The organism is Streptomyces sp. M-16 (genome assembly GCF_052114405.1).
GTDB lineage: Bacteria > Actinomycetota > Actinomycetes > Streptomycetales > Streptomycetaceae > Streptomyces.
Map to the genome: position 1 here is coordinate 1 of NZ_JBFRER010000150.1, position 17169 is coordinate 17169.

The 17169-nt window shown below is 72.3% G+C and carries 15 protein-coding genes and 3 pseudogenes; 13 read left to right on the top strand and 5 right to left on the bottom strand.

The features are described 5' to 3' along the window. Positions 1-47 precede the first annotated feature (47 nt). Positions 48-632, top strand: a complete 585-nt coding sequence (locus AB4039_RS37885; protein WP_442272888.1) for a hypothetical protein — start codon at positions 48-50, stop codon at positions 630-632. A 77-nt stretch (positions 633-709) separates the two neighbouring features. On the opposite strand, the gene AB4039_RS37890 is transcribed toward AB4039_RS37885, so the two are convergent. Both AB4039_RS37890 and AB4039_RS37895 read right to left on the bottom strand, forming a co-directional pair. Beyond that, positions 710-1483: a hypothetical protein gene (locus AB4039_RS37890; RefSeq protein ID WP_266844949.1), complete on the bottom strand. Its 774-nt coding sequence runs from the start codon at positions 1481-1483 to the stop codon at positions 710-712. A 1343-nt stretch (positions 1484-2826) separates the two neighbouring features. Beyond that, positions 2827-3501, bottom strand: a complete 675-nt coding sequence (locus AB4039_RS37895; protein WP_266844948.1) for a DUF4232 domain-containing protein — start codon at positions 3499-3501, stop codon at positions 2827-2829. A gap of 358 nt (positions 3502-3859) precedes the next feature. On the opposite strand from AB4039_RS37895, the gene AB4039_RS37900 reads away from it, so the two are divergent. Next, entirely contained in the window at positions 3860-4654 is a 795-nt protein-coding gene (locus AB4039_RS37900) for an endonuclease/exonuclease/phosphatase family protein (protein WP_442272889.1), read from the top strand. Further along, a pseudogene (locus AB4039_RS37905) lies at positions 4609-4818 on the top strand (DUF5990 family protein); the annotation flags it as partial. The gene AB4039_RS37900 and the pseudogene AB4039_RS37905, both read left to right, overlap by 46 nt. A 112-nt stretch (positions 4819-4930) precedes the next feature. On the opposite strand, the gene AB4039_RS37910 reads toward AB4039_RS37905, so the two are convergent. Then, a complete protein-coding gene (locus tag AB4039_RS37910) occupies positions 4931-5605 on the bottom strand; it encodes a TetR/AcrR family transcriptional regulator (protein WP_266844946.1) in 675 nt (224 codons plus the stop codon). 87 nt (positions 5606-5692) lie between these two features. Here AB4039_RS37910 and AB4039_RS37915 point away from each other — a divergent pair, with 87 nt between their 5' ends. Beyond that, positions 5693-6115 (top strand): cupin domain-containing protein, encoded by a 423-nt coding sequence (locus AB4039_RS37915; RefSeq protein ID WP_266844945.1) that lies wholly within the window; start codon positions 5693-5695, stop codon positions 6113-6115. A gap of 37 nt (positions 6116-6152) precedes the next feature. Here the strand turns inward: AB4039_RS37915 and AB4039_RS37920 are convergent, their stop codons facing one another. Then, positions 6153-6776 carry an alpha/beta hydrolase gene (locus tag AB4039_RS37920; RefSeq protein WP_442272890.1) on the bottom strand — a complete coding sequence of 208 codons (624 nt, stop codon included), beginning with the start codon at positions 6774-6776 and terminating at the stop codon, positions 6153-6155. A 30-nt stretch (positions 6777-6806) separates the two neighbouring features. Between AB4039_RS37920 and AB4039_RS37925 the strand changes: the two are divergent. Next, a pseudogene (locus AB4039_RS37925) lies at positions 6807-7307 on the top strand (TetR/AcrR family transcriptional regulator C-terminal ligand-binding domain-containing protein); the annotation flags it as partial. A 171-nt stretch (positions 7308-7478) separates the two neighbouring features. Here the strand turns inward: AB4039_RS37925 and AB4039_RS37930 are convergent. Continuing rightward, the gene (locus AB4039_RS37930; protein WP_266844942.1) at positions 7479-8162 is read right to left on the bottom strand and encodes a TetR/AcrR family transcriptional regulator; all 684 of its coding nucleotides are present in this window, start codon (positions 8160-8162) and stop codon (positions 7479-7481) included. A 152-nt stretch (positions 8163-8314) separates the two neighbouring features. On the opposite strand from AB4039_RS37930, the gene AB4039_RS37935 reads away from it, so the two are divergent. The 8 genes and pseudogenes from AB4039_RS37935 to AB4039_RS37970 all read left to right on the top strand — a co-directional run. Continuing rightward, positions 8315-9784: an MFS transporter gene (locus AB4039_RS37935; protein WP_442272891.1), complete on the top strand. Its 1470-nt coding sequence runs from the start codon at positions 8315-8317 to the stop codon at positions 9782-9784. A gap of 395 nt (positions 9785-10179) precedes the next feature. Continuing rightward, positions 10180-12348 carry a YcaO-like family protein gene (locus AB4039_RS37940; protein WP_442272892.1) on the top strand — a complete coding sequence of 723 codons (2169 nt, stop codon included), beginning with the start codon at positions 10180-10182 and terminating at the stop codon, positions 12346-12348. A gap of 10 nt (positions 12349-12358) precedes the next feature. After that, on the top strand, positions 12359-13633 hold the full coding sequence (locus AB4039_RS37945; RefSeq protein WP_442272893.1) for an MDR family MFS transporter: 1275 nt from the start codon (positions 12359-12361) through the stop codon (positions 13631-13633). Continuing rightward, positions 13626-14129 carry a GNAT family N-acetyltransferase gene (locus tag AB4039_RS37950; protein WP_266844938.1) on the top strand — a complete coding sequence of 168 codons (504 nt, stop codon included), beginning with the start codon at positions 13626-13628 and terminating at the stop codon, positions 14127-14129. The genes AB4039_RS37945 and AB4039_RS37950 overlap by 8 nt, the downstream gene beginning before the upstream one ends. A gap of 1 nt (position 14130) precedes the next feature. Beyond that, positions 14131-14511 carry a hypothetical protein gene (locus AB4039_RS37955; RefSeq protein ID WP_442272894.1) on the top strand — a complete coding sequence of 127 codons (381 nt, stop codon included), beginning with the start codon at positions 14131-14133 and terminating at the stop codon, positions 14509-14511. Between the two features lie 476 nt (positions 14512-14987). Continuing rightward, entirely contained in the window at positions 14988-16643 is a 1656-nt protein-coding gene (locus AB4039_RS37960; RefSeq protein ID WP_442272895.1) for a transposase, read from the top strand. Between the two features lie 3 nt (positions 16644-16646). Further along, positions 16647-17015: a hypothetical protein gene (locus tag AB4039_RS37965; RefSeq protein WP_266844935.1), complete on the top strand. Its 369-nt coding sequence runs from the start codon at positions 16647-16649 to the stop codon at positions 17013-17015. Further along, positions 17008-17169, top strand: a pseudogene (locus tag AB4039_RS37970) (ISL3 family transposase); the annotation flags it as partial. The gene AB4039_RS37965 and the pseudogene AB4039_RS37970, both read left to right, overlap by 8 nt.

Below are 17169 nucleotides of genomic sequence, written 5' to 3' on the forward strand. Positions count from 1 at the left end.
GCTCACGCCGGCGGGCGCAGCCGACAGGTCTTTGCGAGCATGCCTGGATGAATGTCACCGAGCCGACCCTTCGAAGTCCGGTGCTGGTGGTCGGGGGTACGGGGATGCTGGCCGGAGTCGTGGGCGGGCTGGTCCGTGAGGGCCACACCACCGTCGTCGTGTCCCGCAGGCCGCCCGCCCCGGCCGTCYTCGGGAGTCACGGCACGGCGGGCGGCGTGCTGATACCCGTCAGCGCGGACTACACCGAGCCCGCGCGGTTCGCGCGGGCGCTCCGCCGTACCGCGGCACGTACGGGACCGTTCCGGCAGGCCGTGCTGTGGGTTCATGCCCAGGGACGGCCGCACGCGTACGCCGCCGTCGCCGACACCTTGGCGCAGGACGCGTCGGTGATCGAGGTCGTCGGCAGCGGAGCCCTGGCTCCCACCGCGCCCCCACCCCGGCCGCCCGAAGCCCTCGGCCGCACGCGCCACCGCGTCGTCGTCCTCGGATTCACCGGTACCGGGCCGCACACCCGGTGGCTCGACCACGGGGAGATCAGCGAGGGCGTACTCGCCGCGCTGCGGGCTCCCGAGGACGACCGGCCTCGCGTCGTCGGACGGGTTCGCCCCTGGGAGCACCGCCCGTCGGCATGAAACGCCGCCGGCCCACGCCCCGTGGGCTCCTTCGCCCGTGCCCGGCCCGCGACATCGCCGGGCAGGCCCTGTCGGCGTCACAGGTCCAGCGCGGCGAACGTGGCGTCGAGGAAACCGTCCGGCAGCCCCGTCCCCGCCCAGGTCCAGTCGGACGGACTCACCGCCTCGGCGGCTTCCTCGACGGCCGTTCCCGCGCCGGCGGGGTCTTCCACGGGCAGGCCCAGGGCGACCACCGCCCACGCCGCCAGGGCCTCGACATCCAGGTACTGCCACCATTCGGCGTCGTCCCAGCCCCGACGTTCGGCGGCCTTGTCCGTCCAAGCCGTGCGGAAGAGCAAGGTCAGCGTGGTGCGAGGATCGGCCGAAGCGGCTTCGACGGCGCACCGAACGGCCCGCAGCCGCGCCAACTCCCCGGCCCAGGGATGCATCGCGAAGAATTCCAGATTGCTGCGAAGGGTGGGCCGAAATGCCCGCCCCCGGCCACGGTTCCAGCGCTCGGCCGGTGCCCACAGGCCACCCGGGCCGTCGCCCAGCCGGGCGGCCCGGGCATCCGCCGTGACACCGCCGAGCACCGCGTCGCGCCATCCGAGCCCGTACGCCTTCTGAGCGGCAACGATCGCGTGGATCTGTTCGTCGCCCGCCGGCGCGTCGAGAAGGGCGTCGCCGCAGCCGCCCCACAGCACGGCGAGCGCCGCGGTCACCGCCTCCGTGCAACGTGCGTGCAGATCACCAACAGGTACACGGGTCCAGGGCAGCAGCGCCAGATACGTCCTGCCCCACAGATCCCGCCCGCTCGTGTTCCCCGACATGGCCCTGCCCTCGTAGATCGGAATGCTGGTGCGCGACGCCACGGCCCCTCCGCATCCACGCGATTGTCGACGATCAGCCGACGGCCGAAGCCGAGTCCGACCCCGCGCGGCGGGAGAAGGGTTTCCGGAAGGCTTCGGGCTCCTTGATAATGCGGTCTGACCTGTGCATCACGAGGCGGGGCTGCTCCACGTCAGGCGGCGGTAGCCAGCCATCCGTCGCGCGCTCCCTGAGGAGCGGACACGTGAGCCGTCTCTGGTGTGAGCGGGTGGTGGCGGAGCCCCGTCGGTGCGACGGGTGTGCTCCTCATGACGCGCTACGACCCGACCGGGCAAGCTGCTGCCGTACCGTTCTGGAGGCGCAGGCCTCGGTCGCGGGTCTCGACGGCTACGGCCGCACAGGTCCGGCCACTTCTTGCGCAGTTGACGGCAAGGACGGTGACGGGCAGGGCAGCAGCGCTGTCAGGAAGCTGATCGAGACCCTGGACGCCTCCCTGTCATGGGCCGACGCAGGCGGAGGATCCCAGGGTGGGACGGCAGCGACAGGGCGCAGCCAATGCCGGGCACGGTCCACGGCGGCCTCCACCTCCGGGGCGTCCGGCGGCTGGTGCCGGGTGAGCCGGGCCTCGCCCGCCGCGATCCACAGCTCGCAGCTGCGCGCGGCATCGCCTGCGAGGTGCGCGGGGTCGGCACGGACCTCGAGCCAGTGGATCGCCTGGACCGTAGAGCGCTATCCCGTGGCCGAGCACGAGACCCCCCGTGCGGACGCTCGGCCAGGTGTCGGGGGCCGCCACCAGATCGACCAGCACGGTCGTACTCCCCGCCCGCCGCGGCTYGAGCTCACTGACCAGCCAGGACCAGGGAAGCCCCGTGTACCGCAGGGTGGACGGCGTCGCACGGGCCAGAGCCAGGTGGATCCCGTACTGCTTGCTGTCGAGCTGGAGCTGACCCGCGAGGATCAGCGTCAACGGACCCGGCGCGGCCGCGGTGGCCCGGATACGGGTGAGGACCGTCTGCTGGTCGACCGGATCGGCGAGTTCGACGATGGTCCCGGCGGCAGTGCCGGTCAGGGACGCGGACGGGCAGGCCGCCAGGGTGGGCAGGACGCGCGTGGCGTCGATCAGCCGCCCCTTGCCCGCCGGCGCGGCGGCGAGCAGCAACGTGGTCCCCGGTGCGGTCGTGATCACACCAGCACCGTACGCCCAAACTCCCGCCCCCGGATCCCCTCACCTTCTCCACCACCGCGACGACCACACCGGCAACCCCCGGAACGCCGTCCAGTCCCGCAACGCTGCCCTGCCGCCGCTTGTAGTCGATCCCCACCGAACCGACGGACGCAACCCCCATCGCTACGCACCACGGAGTCGACCGAATCCGCTGCGAAGCGCCTAGTTGGTCGTATGCGTGGGGTAGACCTGGACGTCGGTGTAGGCGCCCTTGATCCCGCCCGCGCCCGCGGGCCACTTCAGGCTCACCGTATGGGTCTCGTTCGGCGGCGTCACCAGGATGTCGGTCGGGTGCGCGAGGCTCTTGCCGCTGCCGTCGATGGTGTAGGCGAGATCGAAGACTGCGGCGTCGCCGGGCTTGAGCGTGGTGACGCGCGGCTGGGCCTGCCCGCGCGCGACGGGGTTCGAAGTGTGGTCGGCGTCCTTGATGTCGACGCCCGCGAAGCCCGTCGCCGAGCACGTGCCCGAACCCCGGTTGACCATCGTTATGTTGATCCTGCCGGAGCTTTGGTCAGGCGCGGCGTTCGTAGCCTCGACGGCCAGGTCCGCCGTCTTGCAGAACGCCATCGTGCCCCCGCTCTCCGCCCCGCCGTTCACAGCGCCGGAAGACGACGAGGAACCCGCCCCTGAGCCAGGCTTCGCGCTTCCCGCCTGCGCACCTCCCGAGCCCGGCCTGCTGTCCGGGGACGGCCCACCGCCCGGCGACGAGGACGACGAAGCCGAGGGGTCCTTGGCGGCCGGGGCCTGCGCGGAATCCTCACCGTTGTTGCAGGCGGTGAGCGACAGAGCCGCAGCGAGGCCGAAAGCGGCGAGCCCGGCGGTCCGGGACAGCTTCATGATGATCCCCAGCAGGTAGCGCGATCCGAACGGTCGACTCTTTGTATCCCGCACCGAGTTACAGACCCTTCCCCGCTACGTCATCGTTCGGTCACGGACGGACATCGACCACACCAGCGTGCCGCGACGGCTGGGTGTGACCGATACCCAGCTGAAACGCAACTGCGCCACCCCCGAAGGGCTCTCCTGACGCCCTGGAAGCGCGCGTCTCCGAGGCTGTGCCGGTACCGGATCACCGGCGTACGCGACATCGGAAGGCCATTGCCGTGCTGAGCACCCCGTACCGTTCCGAGGCCACTGGGGAAGAGGAGCGCCCGGCCCCCTTCCGCCTCGTCCCGCCGCCCGTTTCCGCGCACGCGTGGCCACCGACCGCGGCCTGCTGATCGCCGCCGACGCGGTGTTCGCGGCCCTGACGATGGCCCTGCACACCTGGATCCCGAACGGGGCCGCCAACCTCGGCAGCCTGTTCCAGACCTTCCTCCCCTGGGCCGGGCTGAGCGCCCCCGTCCTCCTCCTGGCGGCGGCGGTACGCCGCTCCCGGCTCGCGGCCGTCGCCGTCCTGGCCCCCGTGACCGTCTGGGGCTGCCTCTTCGGCGGGACCCTCACCGACAAGCAATCCGAGCGATCCGCACGATCCGAGCGATCCGCCGGCGGCGGCGGAAACTTCACCGTGGCCAGTCACAACGTGGACGAGGAGAACCCCGACCCGGCGCGGACCGCGCGGGCCCTCGCCGCCTCGGGCGCGGACGTGCTGGCCCTGGAGGAGATGTCCTCGAAGGCCACGCCCGCCTACGAGCGCGAGCTCGCCGCCGGCTACCCGTACCGCTCCGACACCCTCGGCGTCAGACTGTGGAGCAAGCACCCGCTGAACGGCGTGGAAGCGGTGCCCGTCATGCCGTGGACGCGTGCCGTCTGGACGGCGGCGCTGCCCGCGCGTTCCATCTGGCTCTGCGTGTACGGGGTGAACAGAGGGGACTCGCAAACGTCGGGTACGCACACGCGGGTTCCCCGGATACGGCGACGTCCACGTCGCCGTGCAGCCACGCGCACGCGACGGTCTGCTGCTCGCCCCCCAGCCCGGCGACGCCCCCCTCGGCAACCTGGACGCTGGACTGCACCGCGAACCGCGGCCCCGCGGGCGGCATCGACCTGACGGGCCCCTGGATCCAGGGCCGTCCCGGCGGGCGGTTCATGCACCTCACCTGGAACGGAACCGACCCCACCGGCACCACCGCCATGTTCCGCCGGGCCAAGCTCATGCTCGACGCGGTGCCCCCGCCGGTCGCCGGCGCGGCAGCGGACCGCGGCCTGCTGATCGGCCGCCTCGGCCTGACGGACGCTCAGGGACACCCCCCTCTGCGCCGCAGTCCGCCCCCCCGGCCGTCACCTGGTCGGCGGCCCCGCCCACCTCTTGGCGGGCGCAGACCGGCTAACCGCGCCGCCCGGCGAGCAGCCCGTCCACCAGGGCCCGCAGCCCGTCCTCATAGGTGTCCTCGGCGGTCAGTGCCGCCCAACGCCCCGCGGCCTGCGCCAGACGGGGCAGTTGCGCCGGGTCGAGATCGGCGAAGACGTTCTCCCGGTAGGTCGCCCGGTCGTCGTCCGCGCGCCGCCGGGCCGCCGTTGCCCTGACGACGATCTCTCCGGCGGTGTAGTACCAGATCGCCCGGTAGCCGTGTACGGCCCGGTCGAGCGGGAGTCCGCATTCGACCAGGCCGTCGACGATCTGGTCGACGAACCACAGCGCGGACGTGGACATCAGGTCGTCGGCGGTCAGCACCTCCACGATCCAGGGACATGCGGCGAGCGCGTCGTGGACCGCGCCGGCGGCGGCGACGACCCGCTCGCGGGGATCGGCGGGCAGTTGCGACCGGCGCAGCGTCCGCGCGGCGTAGTCGTCCAGCAGCAGGACGAGCAGCTCTTCCTTGTCGCGGACGTGGTGGTAGATGGCCATGGGCGTACTGCCCACCTCCGTGGCCAGCCGCCGCATGGTCAGCCCTTTCACTCCCCCCTCGGCCACGATCCGGCGAGCGGTCTCGATGATCTCCTCGCGGGAGATACGGGCAGGCCGGCCCGGGGCTTTGCGCGGTGCGGAAGGTTGCGGCATGCCCCCATCATCCCCCAGGTGTCGACAAAGGCCATCCCCTGACGTATTTTTTCTTACACGTACGAAAACCCGTAGGAGGGACGCGCCATGAACCCCGTGAACGCCACGACCCCCACCGCCGTCGACCTGTTCGCCTCGGCACTGCACTTCCACCCCGGCGGCGAAGTCCGCGCCGCCGAGCGGCGGATGGCGAACGGCGACTCCGGCTCCTGGCAGCTCGCGGCCTTCCACGCGGAGACCGACGCCGACGTGCACGCCGACCACTGGGAGATGCACCCGGAGGCCGACGAAACGGTGTGCTGCCTCACCGGCGGCGCCCGCGTCCACTTCCGTCCCGCAGGGCCCGACGGCGCCGCGGACACCGACGAGATGGTGCAACTCAAGCCGGGCACCGCCGTGATCGTGCCCCGCGGCCGCTGGCACCGCGTGGAACTGGACGCCCCCAGCGACCTGATGTCGATCACCCTCCCCAGCGGCACCCGCCACGAGAAGCGCGCCGAAACCCGCTGAACCGCCGTCGCTGCATCTCTCCGTCGTGCCGGCGGGATCAGGCGAGCCGGGCCTTGAACTGGGCGTGCAGCTCGGTGACGGCCGCGTCGGACGCCGGGGAGGCGCGGAAGAGGTGGAGGAAGGCGTGGATCAGTCCGTCGTACGTACGGGCGAAGACGTCCACCCCCGCTTCGGTGAGGGCGGCGGCGCAGGCGTTGCCCTCGTCGCGCAGGGGGTCGTACTGGGCCGTCCCGATGACCGCCGGGGCCAGGCCGGCGTGGCTGTCCGCGCGCAGCGGGGAGACGCGGGCGCAGGCGCGGACGGCCGGGTCGTCACCGGCGTACGGGAACCGGAGGTCCAGGACGTCCTGGCGGCTCAGGAGGTATCCGTCGGCGTTCCGGACCCGGGAGGGGTGGTCGCCGTCGTCGGTGGTGGGGTAGGTGAGCAACTGGGCCGCCAGCGGCCGGTGTTCGTCGCGGAAGGCGAGCGCGACGATGGCAGCCGGGTTCGCCCCGGCGCTGTCGCCCGCCAGGGCGAGCCGGTCGGGGCGGCCGCCGTACTCCTCGATGTGGTCGGCGACGTGACGGGCCGCCGCGAGGCAGTCGTCGTAGCCGGCCGGGAAGGGGTGCTCGGGAGCCAGGCGGTAGTCGACCGCGACGACCACGGCTTCACGCCGCGGCACAGCCTGCGGGTGACGTCGTCGTGCGAGTCGATGCGGCAGGCCGTCCTCGCCGCCATCGTCGACCTGCTCACGCCCGAGGGGCTGGCCGCCACCACGGTCGCCGCCGTCTCCCGCGCGGCAGGTGTCCACGAGACCTCGGTCTACCGGCGCTGGAAGACCCGCGAGAACCTGATCTTCGACGCGCTCGCCACCCGCACCGAGGAGGCCCTGCCCACACCCGACACCGGCACGGTCCGCGGGGACCTGTGCGAACTGTTCACGGCACAGACCCGCTTCTTCGCCACACCGGCCGGCACCCAACTGCTGCTCCTGGGGACCGTCCGCGAGCAGGGCGCACTGGAAGAAGGGCGGCGCGCCTCCTGGAAGGCCCGCCTGGAACGCGCCGAACTGCTCGTCCGGCGCGGCATCGACCGCGGCGAACTGGCCGGGGGCACGGACCCCCACCTCGTGGTGGAAGCCATCACGGGCCCCCTCCTCGCCAGGGTCCTCCTCACCGGCGAACCCCTCGACGAGGCCCTGGCCCCGCGCCTGATCGACCTCGTCCTGACCGGCTCCCGCCCCCCGGCCCCTCCCCGCCGGCTGACCGCGCGGCTACGCGACGCTTCCCGGACCGCGCCCTTCCGACCGGCCGGCTCAAGCGCGACCGACGTCCGCGACCGATGTCCGCGGCCGGGGTCCCCGCCCGAGGTCAAGGGGCGGTCGTCATGCCTCCGCCCGCGCGTCCGCCAGCAGCCCGTCGACGAGCGCGCGCAGGCCGCGGGGGTAGGTGTCCCGGGCGGCCAGGGCGGCCCACTGGTCGCCGATCGCGGCCAGGTGGGGCACCCGGGAGGTGTTCAGGCCGCCGAAGGAGGTTCCCAGGGTGAGGGCGCTCTCGTCGGGCCTGCGGCCGACGGAGTGGGCGCGGACCAGGATCTCGCCGACGGTGTAGTACCAGATGCTGCGGAAGACCTCGACGGCCTGCGCCGCCGTGCAGCCCCGGTCGTGCGCCCCGGAGACCACGGCCTCGACCATCCACAGGGCTGACTCGTCGAGGAGGCCGACGAACCCGTCGACGGTGAGGATCTCCGCCGCCCACGGCCAGGCGGCGAGGGCGTCGTGCATGGCGGTGGCGGCCGCCACGATGCGCTCGCGCGGGTCCTCGGGCAGTGCGGGGCGCCCGAGCCGGTCGATGTAGTCGTTCAGCAGGAGGACCAGCAGGTCCTCCTTGTTCTGGATGTGGTGGTACAGGGTCGTCGCCCCGATGCCCAGCTCCGCCGCCAGCCGGCGGATGGTCAGTTTCTCCCAGCCGTCACGGTCGATGAGCAGGTGGGCGGCGGCCAGGATCTGCGCGCGGGAGGTCACCGGTGGCCGGCCGGTACGGCCGTGCGGGGAGGGCTGTCGGGGCATCAGGCCATCATGCCGTGCCGCCGTCCCGCCGCACGAAACCGGTGCGTGCCGGTTACCAGGTTCACAACGGGGCCCGTCGGTGCTACTTTCGGAACGCGTTCCGAAAGTAGCGGAACGGAGTACCGACGAACTTCCTCAGAACGGGATCCACAATGACGAAAGAGACGTTAAACAGGGAAAGCACGAGTGCCGGGCCGGGGCTCACGCTCGCCGCGGTGGCCGTCGTGCAGTTCATGGTCTCGCTGGACCTGTCGGTCGTGAACGTCGGTCTCCCGGAGATCGCCACCGGTCTCGGCTTCAGCGCGATGGGCCTGACCTGGGTGATCCACGCCTACGCCCTCTCCTTCGGTGGGCTGCTGCTGCTGGGCGGCAAGGCCGCCGACCGGTACGGCCGCAAGCGGGTCCTGCTCTTCGGGCTGGGGCTGTTCGGACTGGCCTCCCTCGTCGGGGGGTTCGCCCAGAACCCGGGCCAGCTCGTCGCCGCGCGGGCGGCGCAGGGCGTCGGGGCCGCCGCGCTCGCCCCTGCCGCCCTGGCGCTGCTGACCGCGGCGTTCCCCACCGGCAAGCCGCGCGTGCGGGCCTTCGGGATCTGGAGCGCGATGAACGCCGCGGGCGGCGCCCTCGGCGTCCTGGCAGGCGGGCTGCTCACCGAGTACGCCGGCTGGCGCTGGGTGATGTTCATCAACGTGCCGATGGCCTTGGCGGCGCTGGCGATGGCCTGGCGGGGCATCGCCGACTCCCGGCCCGCCCGCGGCGGAGGCCGGCCCGACATCCTCGGCGCCGTACTGGCCACCGCCGGCCTGGGCCTGCTGGTCTTCGGGGTCGTCCGCACCGACCAGTACGCGTGGACCTCGCCGGTCACCCTGACGACGCTGGCCGTCGCCGTCGCGCTGCTGGTCGCGTTCGTCCAGGTGGAGCGGACCACCTCCCGCGAACCGCTGGTGCGGCTCGGTCTGTTCGCCAACCGCTCGGTCGCCGGCGCGAACGCCTACAACCTGCTCGTCGGCGCGGCCATGGCCTCGGCGTTCTACTTCATGTCCCTCTACCTCCAGCGGGTCCTCGGCACCGGCGCGGCGATGACCGGGCTGATGTTCCTGCCGTTCGCCCTCGGCGTGGTCGTCGGCTCCGTGCTGGCCATCAAGCTCGGCTACCGGATCGCCCCGCGCACCCTCATGATCTGCGGAGCCCTCCTCACCGCGATCGGCTTCGCCTGGTTCAGCCTGATCAGCCCCGACGGCGCGTTCGCCAGCGACGTCCTCGGCCCCTCCCTCATCGCCAGCGTCGGCTTCGGCCTCTGCCTCGGACCGGTCGTCTCGACCGCCACCGCGGGCGTCGCCCCCCACGAGGCCGGCACCGCCTCGGGCCTGCTCAACAGCTCGCGCCAGATCGGGGCCTCCCTGGGCCTGGCCGCCCTGGGCACCGCCGCCGAACACCGCACCGGAGCCTCCCTCAGCCCCGCGGCCCTCAACGACGGGTACGCCGTCGGCCTGATCCTCAGCGCCGCGCTGCTGGTGGTCGCCGCGCTCATCGCCCTCACCGTCCTGCGCAAGGGCGGGGCGCCCGCGGAGGCGGCCGCGGCCGCCCCGGGTGCGCCGCGCCGTGCCGAGGCGGCCTCCGGCTGATACGGAGAGCCGGCCGCCGTACTGCCGTACCGGCGCCGTACACCGTAAATGCGGCCGGGGATTCCGGATGGATTGACTGTGCATTACTCATGGGAATCCATTAATAATCCATCTGGGTAACCGGATCGAATTCCCGTAGTGTTTTCCATGTCAGCGAAAAACGAAGTGGGAGGAATTTCCATGATTTCCACCGTCAAGATCAACGCCACCTGCGCCGTCGTTCACAACCGCGCCGTGGTCCACAACCGCTCCGTCAGCAAGTGAGTCTGACCTCCTGAAGGTCGGACCGCCACGGTCCCGGGCCCGCCCCGGGACCGTGGCGTTTCGCACGGCCGCGGCGTGGTGCGCACGGCCGTGGTGTTCCGCGTAGGAAACCCATTCGAACGGGGACTGATATGCCTTCGGACGACGTCGCTCTGGAACTCCTGGACGTGGAGATCTACGACCTCGAACAGAACCTCTGTTTTCTCGTCACTCCGAACGGCGGACAGTTCCACATTTCCGCCCCGGTCTCCGAGTTCCGCGCCTGGGCGGCCCGCCTCGACGGCACCAGGACCCGCGCCGAACTGCTGGCCGGAATGCCCCCCGAGTACGCCGAAGTGATCGACGTCCTGTGGCACGACGGCTGCCTGCGCCCGTCACGGGCCGCCCTCGAAGCCGAGGGAGCGGCCCGGATCGCGCGCACGACGGTCCTCCTCACGGGCGCACCGGAACTCACCGGACCGATCGCCCACGCACTGGCCACCACCGGGTACGCGCACGTCGGACCCGCCCCCGAGGACCTGTCCGGCGTCGACGTCCGCGACACCGTCCTCGTGGCAGCCTTCAGCCACCCCGCCCACACCGAACTGGCCCGCATCGACGGCCTGTGCGCCGTGCTCGGCCTGCGCTGGCTGCCGCTGCGCCGCGAACGCGGCCGGGCGGTCCTCGGCCCGGCCGTCACCCCCGGCGCCACCGCCGACTTCGCCGACGTACTGGACCGCAGGCTCGCCGCGGCGCACGACCCCCGCGTCCTCGACGCCATGAAGGCCGGCCCGGAAGCCGGCGGCCCCCGCCTCCGCGGGCGCGCGGCCCGCTGGGTGTCCGCGCAGCTCGGCACGGAACTGGAACGCTGGATCGCGGGGGAGGCCGCCCCGGACGAGGTCGAGCTCGACCCGCGCCACCTGACCCGGCTCACCCGCACCGTGCTGCCGGTGCCCACCCGGCCGCGCCCCGTGGAACGCGGAGATGCCGAGGCGGACCTGCTCGTCGACGACCAGGTGGGCGTGGTCACCGCCGTCCAGGAACTGGCCCCGCTGCCGGGCATGCCGCAGCGGCTGCGGGTGTGCGCGGTGGACGTCGCCGACATGCGGCGCGTCGCCGACTGGCCCAACGACCGGCAGGCGTTCGGCACCTCCTGGTCCGAGTTCGACACCGCCCGCCGCAGCGCCGTCGGCGAGGCGGTGGAACGCTACTGCGGCAGCCGCCTGCCGCAGGAGCGGCTGCGGTACGGCAGCCACGCCCGGCTGCGCAGGGACGGCGTGCCCGCCCTCGACCCCCGCCGGCTGCACCTGTACTCCGAGCGGCAGTACCGCACCGCGGGCTTCCCCTTCGCGCCGCTGACCCCCGACAGCGAGTGCGCCTGGGTGGAGGGCCGTTCGTGGACCACCGGCGAGCCGGTGTGGGTGCCCGCCTTCCTGGTCGCCCACGGGGAGCACGACCCCGTCGCCTACTCCGACCCGCTGGTGGCCGGGGTGGCCTGCGGGGTGAACGAGGAGCACGCCGTCACCTCCGGGCTCGAGGAGGTCATCGAGCGCGACACCACCATGCTGTGGTGGGCCAACGCCGCCCGCCTCCCGAGGCTGCCGGTGCCCGACTCGATCCGCGAACTGGTCGCCGACAGCCTGGACGCCTACGACATCACCCTGATCCCGCTGGACAACGAGTTCGGCGTACCGGTGATCGCCGCCGCCGTGACCGACCGCGCCACCGGCTGGGTGACCATCGGCTTCGCCACCCGGCCCAGCGCCCACGAGGCGGCGGAGAAGGCCCTCGCCGAGGGATTCACCCTGCACCACACCTGCCGCTACCTCGACGACGAGAAGGCGCTGGCGGGCGGCCAGGCGGACCTGCCGCACCTGGGCAACCTCAAGCCGCACCGCGACGACCGGCGCTACCTCGACTCCTACCGCACGGACTTCGCGGACGTCCGGGACCTGCTGTGCCAGCAGCAGCTCCACCTCGACCCGCGGGCGGGCGAGCGGATCGCCCCCTGGGTCCGGGACCTGCCCACCCGCTCCTGGGACGGGCTGCCCGCCCTCCCGGAACGGCGCCTGGCGGCGTACCGCCAACGGGTCGAGGCCCGCGGCTTCGAAGTGATCAGCATCGACCTGACGACCTGTGACGTCGAGGCGGCCGGGTTCTCCGCCGCCCACACGATGGTGCCCGGCCTCGTGTCGAACTTCCCCGCGGGGATGCCGATGTGGGGTGACGGCCGGATCGGCCGCGCGGGCGTACAGCTCGGCTGGCGGACGGAGCCGCTGACCGAGGACGGGTTCAACGTCTTCCCGCTGCCCCACGCCTGAGGGACACCCCATGACCGTCATCGACACGCTCGGCCTCCCCAACACCCGGGGGCGCGTCCCGCTGATCGTCGCGCAACTCGTCGACGCCCTGGGCACCGGCCTGTTCCTGCCGTTCGCCGTGGTCTACTTCCACGCCGCCAAGGCGATCCCCCTGGCCACGGTCGGCCTGATGCTGTCGGCCGCCGCGCTGCTCTCGCTGCCCGCCGGACCTCTGGCGGGCCCGCTGATCGACCGGTTCGGCCCGCGGCGGGTGGTCGTCACGAGCAACCTGGTCCGCGTCCTCACCTTCACCGGCTACGTGTTCACCGACGTGCCCTGGCAGCTCGTCGTGCTCGTCACGGTCACCCTGTGCGGCGAGAGCCAGTTCCGGCCCGCGGCCGCCGCCCTCGTGGCGCAGGTGGCCGACGGCGGGCAGCGGGCGCGCTGGTACGCCATGGAGCGCGCGCTGCGCAACACCGGGTTCGGCGCCGGCGGGCTGCTGGGCAGCGCCGTGGTCGGCTGGGGCGGGAACTCGGGCTACACCGCCGTCGTGGTGCTCAACGCGGTGTCGTTCCTCACGGCGGCCGCCCTGGTCGCGGCCTGGCGCCCGGCCGCCGTCCCCGGCCGCTCCCTGCCCGGCGGCGCGGCCGCTCCGGCCCCGGCGGCCGCCGGGGCCGCGCCCGGGCGGGCCGGGTACCGGGAGGTGCTCGCCGACCGCGCCTTCCGCGGCGTACTGGTCACCGTCGGTGTGTTCGCCCTGTGCGACCTCGCRCTGACCGTGCTGCTGAGCGCCTACGTCATCGAGGCGCGCGGCCTGCCCGCCTGGCAGCCGGGGACGCTCTTCGCGCTCAACACCGTCCTGGTGGTGGTGGGGCAGACCGCGGTGGCCCGGGCGACCGAGCGCCACCGCAGGCCCAGGGTGCTCCAGGTGGCCACCCTCCTGTGGATGGTGTCCTTCGGCCTGTTCGCGGTGGTGCCCGGCGGGCACAGCGCCGTCGCGTTCGCCGGGCTCGCCCTCGGGATGGTCGTCTTCACCGCCGCGGAACTGCTCCAGGCACCGGCGAGCAGCGCGCTGACCGTCGCACTGGCGGGGGAGCGGCTGCGGGGCCGCTACCTGGGGCTGGAGGAGCTGATGTGGGGCCTGGCCCGGGTGGTGGCGCCGGCCCTGTTCACCTGGCTGCTGGCGAGGGGAGCGGGGCTGCCCTGGCTTGTGCTCGCCCTCTGCTGCCTCGCCGCGGTCGTGGTACTGCGCACACTGGAGCGCGTACTGCCGGCCCACGTGCAGAGGGAGACCGCCGATGCGTGAAAGTGCGCCCGCGACCAGCCGCCCCGAGGAGTTCCGCGACGTCTACCACCGGGTCTACCGGGAACCCCCGTACCACGAGGACGCGTCGGACGCCGACGCCTTCGCGGGGCAGCTGGCCGAACACGCGGCCCTGCCCGGCTTCTCGGTGACCACGGTGCGCACCGGGGACTCCCTCGGCGGCTTCGCCTACGGGGTGCGCCGCGAGGAGGGCTGGTGGCACCCGCGGGCCGTCGCGCCCGCGCCGCGCCGGCTGCGCGGACCGCTGTTCTACGTCTACGAGCTGGCGGTCCTGCCGGAGCTGAGGGGCCGCGGGCACGGGCGCGAACTGCTGGAGCGGCTGCTGGCCGGGCGCACCGAGCCCCACGCCGTGCTCGCCGCCTCGAACCGGGCGCCGGCCCGTGAGCTGTACCGGCGGTGGGGCTGGGCGAAGGCCGGCGAACTCGCCGGGCCGCCGCACGGCGTGGACCTCCTCGACCTCCCCCTGAACGGTCGCTGATGTGTTGCACCTGGTCTGCGGTCAGGAGTCGGATGTCCCAGATCAGCTCGGCCACGTTGGCTGCCGCTGGGTTCTGTGGCGGTGTCTGGTCCAGCGGTTCGACACCGGTCAGGGCTGCCAGGTCGTGGGCGGGGACGCCGAGCAGGGTCGCGAAGTCGGCCAGGAGGTCGGGGGTTACTTCTTTGCGGCCGTGGCCTATTGCTCCGAGGGTGGCCGCGGCGAGCAGTCGGCCGGTCAAGTGGTACAGGGGCTTGGCGGAGGCCGTCCAGTTCAGGTTCCGGTTGCCGAGCATGCCCATGAGTACGGCGCCATAGCTCGGCTGGTACTGCTCGTGCGCAAGGAGCGGTGGACTCGGCTGCATCCGGTTGTGCCGGGGCAGTGACTGGGCGAGTCGACGGAGTTGTCGTACGTGGTCTGGCGGCAGGGCCATGGCGTACCCAGCGAGCGACGGGATCTGGCTGCCGGCCTTTGTGTCGAAGGAGGCCAGCTCGTCCGGTACCGCCATCCCTGCGATGACGAAGAGGTCTGCGGTGTGCAGGTCGAGCGCGGGTGCGAGCCGTTGGAGCAGTGGCGGTCGGGGTACGGCGCCGTCGAGTACTGCCTGGAGCTCGGATTCGGTTGCCCCGGCCCGTTCGGACAGGTCGCTGATGTCGAGTTTCCGGTGGTCCGACAGTCGCGCTAGGAGTGCGCCGAAGCCTGGATGTCCTGTCACGCCGCCAGCGTAGCGAGGTGATCACATCCTCACGGCAACTCCGATCCTCCCGATTCCCTCGTTCGTGTTGGTCTGGTCGGCGTGTCGGGATGGACAGTCTCGGGTGTGGACAGCCGGATGGTGCGGGGTTCCGGCTGGGGGTGAGGGTGTCCGATCAGGTTCCTGCCGGCGAGGAAATGTCGCGGTGGCAGCCGGGTGTGGGTCGTGAGGGAGCGGTTGCCCGTCTGCTGTCGTTGGATTCCCGGGGCGAGTTGACCACCGACCATGCACGTTTGGTCGCTGAGGCTCTGGGGGTGTCGCTGCGGACGGTGTGGAGCTGGTTGTCGGTGGCCCGGCGTGAGGGGCGCCTGTCGGCCCGGACGCCCGCGCGGACTGGTGTGAGTGCGGATGTCCGCGCGCGTCTGGCGGTGTGGGGCGGGAACGTGGCCGCGGTCCACCGCGAGCTGGTCGCCGAGGCGGCGAAGGCCGGTGTCGCGGATTCGGTGCCTTCTCTTCGTGCTCTACAGCGTGCCATGCGTCAGGACTTGTCGGCGGGGGAGCGGGCGGGCCTGAAGGGCGGTGAGGCTGCCCGGCGTCGGTATGACGTATACGGCAAGCGCCCGCGGACGCACCGGAACGCGTGTTGGGAGGGGGACCACAAGCGGATCCCGGTACGTGTGGACGTCGAAGGCTCTGCGGTGTGTCCGTGGGTGACGTGGTTCATCGATGTCGCGACGAAGGCGATCGTGGGGGTCGCGGTGACTCCGCATCAGCCGGCGAGGGACGCGGTCCTGGCCGCGCTGCGCACGGGGATCAGCCGCACCGAGCCGTATGGCCCGTTCGGTGGCCTGCCCGGCGTGGTGAGGGTCGACCGGGGCAAGGAGTTCTTGTGCCGGACGGTGGAGCGCGCTCTGGGCGCGTTCGCGGTCCCGGTCCACGATCTGCCTGCGTACAAGCCGTACCGCAAGGGCACCGGCGAGGCGCTGAACGATGCGCTGGAGGAGATGTTCCTGGTCTCTCTGCCTGGCTATACCCGCAGGGCCCGACCGGTCGGTGCTCACCATCCGGACCGGGTGGAGGACCTCATGTCGTATCCAGAGTTCGTCGAGGCCCTGCTGAGGTGGGTGAGGGGATGGAATACCGGGCACCACCCTGAGGGTCTCGCGAAGGGGATGACGCCGTTGGCAGCGTGGGAGGCGGATCCGTCACCGGTCGAGGACGTCGCGGAGGAGCGCCTGGCGTTCTTCGCGCTGGAGGACGACGGCCGGGTCCGGAAGATCACCACGAACGGGATTTCATGGCGGCGCCGTGCCTACATCGCGCCGTGGATGGCCGGGCACGTCGGCATGCGGGTCCGGCTGCGGTATCTGCCGCACTACGACGGGCGGATCGAGGTGTTCTCCACCGAGGAGTGGGGCCGCCACCTCGGGACCGCCTATCTGGCCCAGGCGGCGACGATGGAGCAGCGTCGTGCGCTGAGTTCGGTCAGGGAGAAGAAGGCCCGGCAGTTGAAGGCGGATCTGAAGGCGGCGGAGAAGCTGCGCAAGACCCGCTACACGGCCACGACGACGGCTGCCGTGCCCCGTCCGCGGCGCACGGTCACTTCCTCTCAGGCAGAGGCGGAGATCTCCCGAGCCCGGGGCGCGGATCTGGCGGCCCGGGCGCTCCCGGACCTGATCCCTCCCCGCGAGCCCCCGGCTTCCTGGGCCCGGCCGGTTGTCCGCCCTCGCCGCGCGGCCGACTCGCGAACGGATGCCGGGCAGGCAGCCGACGGCAAACCGGCTGGAGCGGCTGGTGTACGTGACGACAGCGGGGAGTGTTGAGCGATGGTGTCTGCTGAGCGGCAGGGCCGGCTGCCGCGTGAGCGGGAGGACCATTTCATGCGCCTGCCGGGCGCCCAGGTGGTCTCCACGCGTGCGCTGCTCATGGTCCGGGAGAACATCCGTGCCGCGATCGAGGCGCGGGCGATGATCTGTATCTATGGGCAGGCGGGCCGGGGCAAGTCGTTGGCTGTGAACACCTCGCTGCGTGAGCTCGCGCCGAAGCTGACGCGCCGGATCCAGTTCCGCTCCCGGCCTTCGACCCGAGACCTGCGCCACGAGCTGTTCCAACGCTCGGGTCTGTCAATCGAACGGCTCTGTTCCGTAGTCGGTGGTGACGCTGTGTCTCCGGCTGCAACCATGGGGCGTGGATGATTCCAACTCTCTTGTGAATGTTGTGTTTTCAGGGTTGTCTGCGCTGGTCGTCGAGAGTGTGGTGGACGGCGGTGAGGTGGTTCGGGTGACGGCGCGGACCAGGGATGTTCCGGTGCCGTGCCCGGTGTGTGGGGTGCCGACCGCGAAGGTGCAC

Coding starts and splice junctions, on each gene's coding strand:
- AB4039_RS37895 (WP_266844948.1), bottom strand. CDS start 3,501: ATGAAGCTGTCCCGGACCGCCGGGCTCGCCGCTTTCGGCCTCGCTGCG.
- AB4039_RS37910 (WP_266844946.1), bottom strand. CDS start 5,605: ATGCCGCAACCTTCCGCACCGCGCAAAGCCCCGGGCCGGCCTGCCCGT.
- AB4039_RS37915 (WP_266844945.1), top strand. CDS start 5,693: ATGAACCCCGTGAACGCCACGACCCCCACCGCCGTCGACCTGTTCGCC.
- AB4039_RS37930 (WP_266844942.1), bottom strand. CDS start 8,162: ATGCCCCGACAGCCCTCCCCGCACGGCCGTACCGGCCGGCCACCGGTG.
- AB4039_RS37935 (WP_442272891.1), top strand. CDS start 8,315: ATGACGAAAGAGACGTTAAACAGGGAAAGCACGAGTGCCGGGCCGGGG.
- AB4039_RS37940 (WP_442272892.1), top strand. CDS start 10,180: ATGCCTTCGGACGACGTCGCTCTGGAACTCCTGGACGTGGAGATCTAC.
- AB4039_RS37950 (WP_266844938.1), top strand. CDS start 13,626: ATGCGTGAAAGTGCGCCCGCGACCAGCCGCCCCGAGGAGTTCCGCGAC.
- AB4039_RS37965 (WP_266844935.1), top strand. CDS start 16,647: ATGGTGTCTGCTGAGCGGCAGGGCCGGCTGCCGCGTGAGCGGGAGGAC.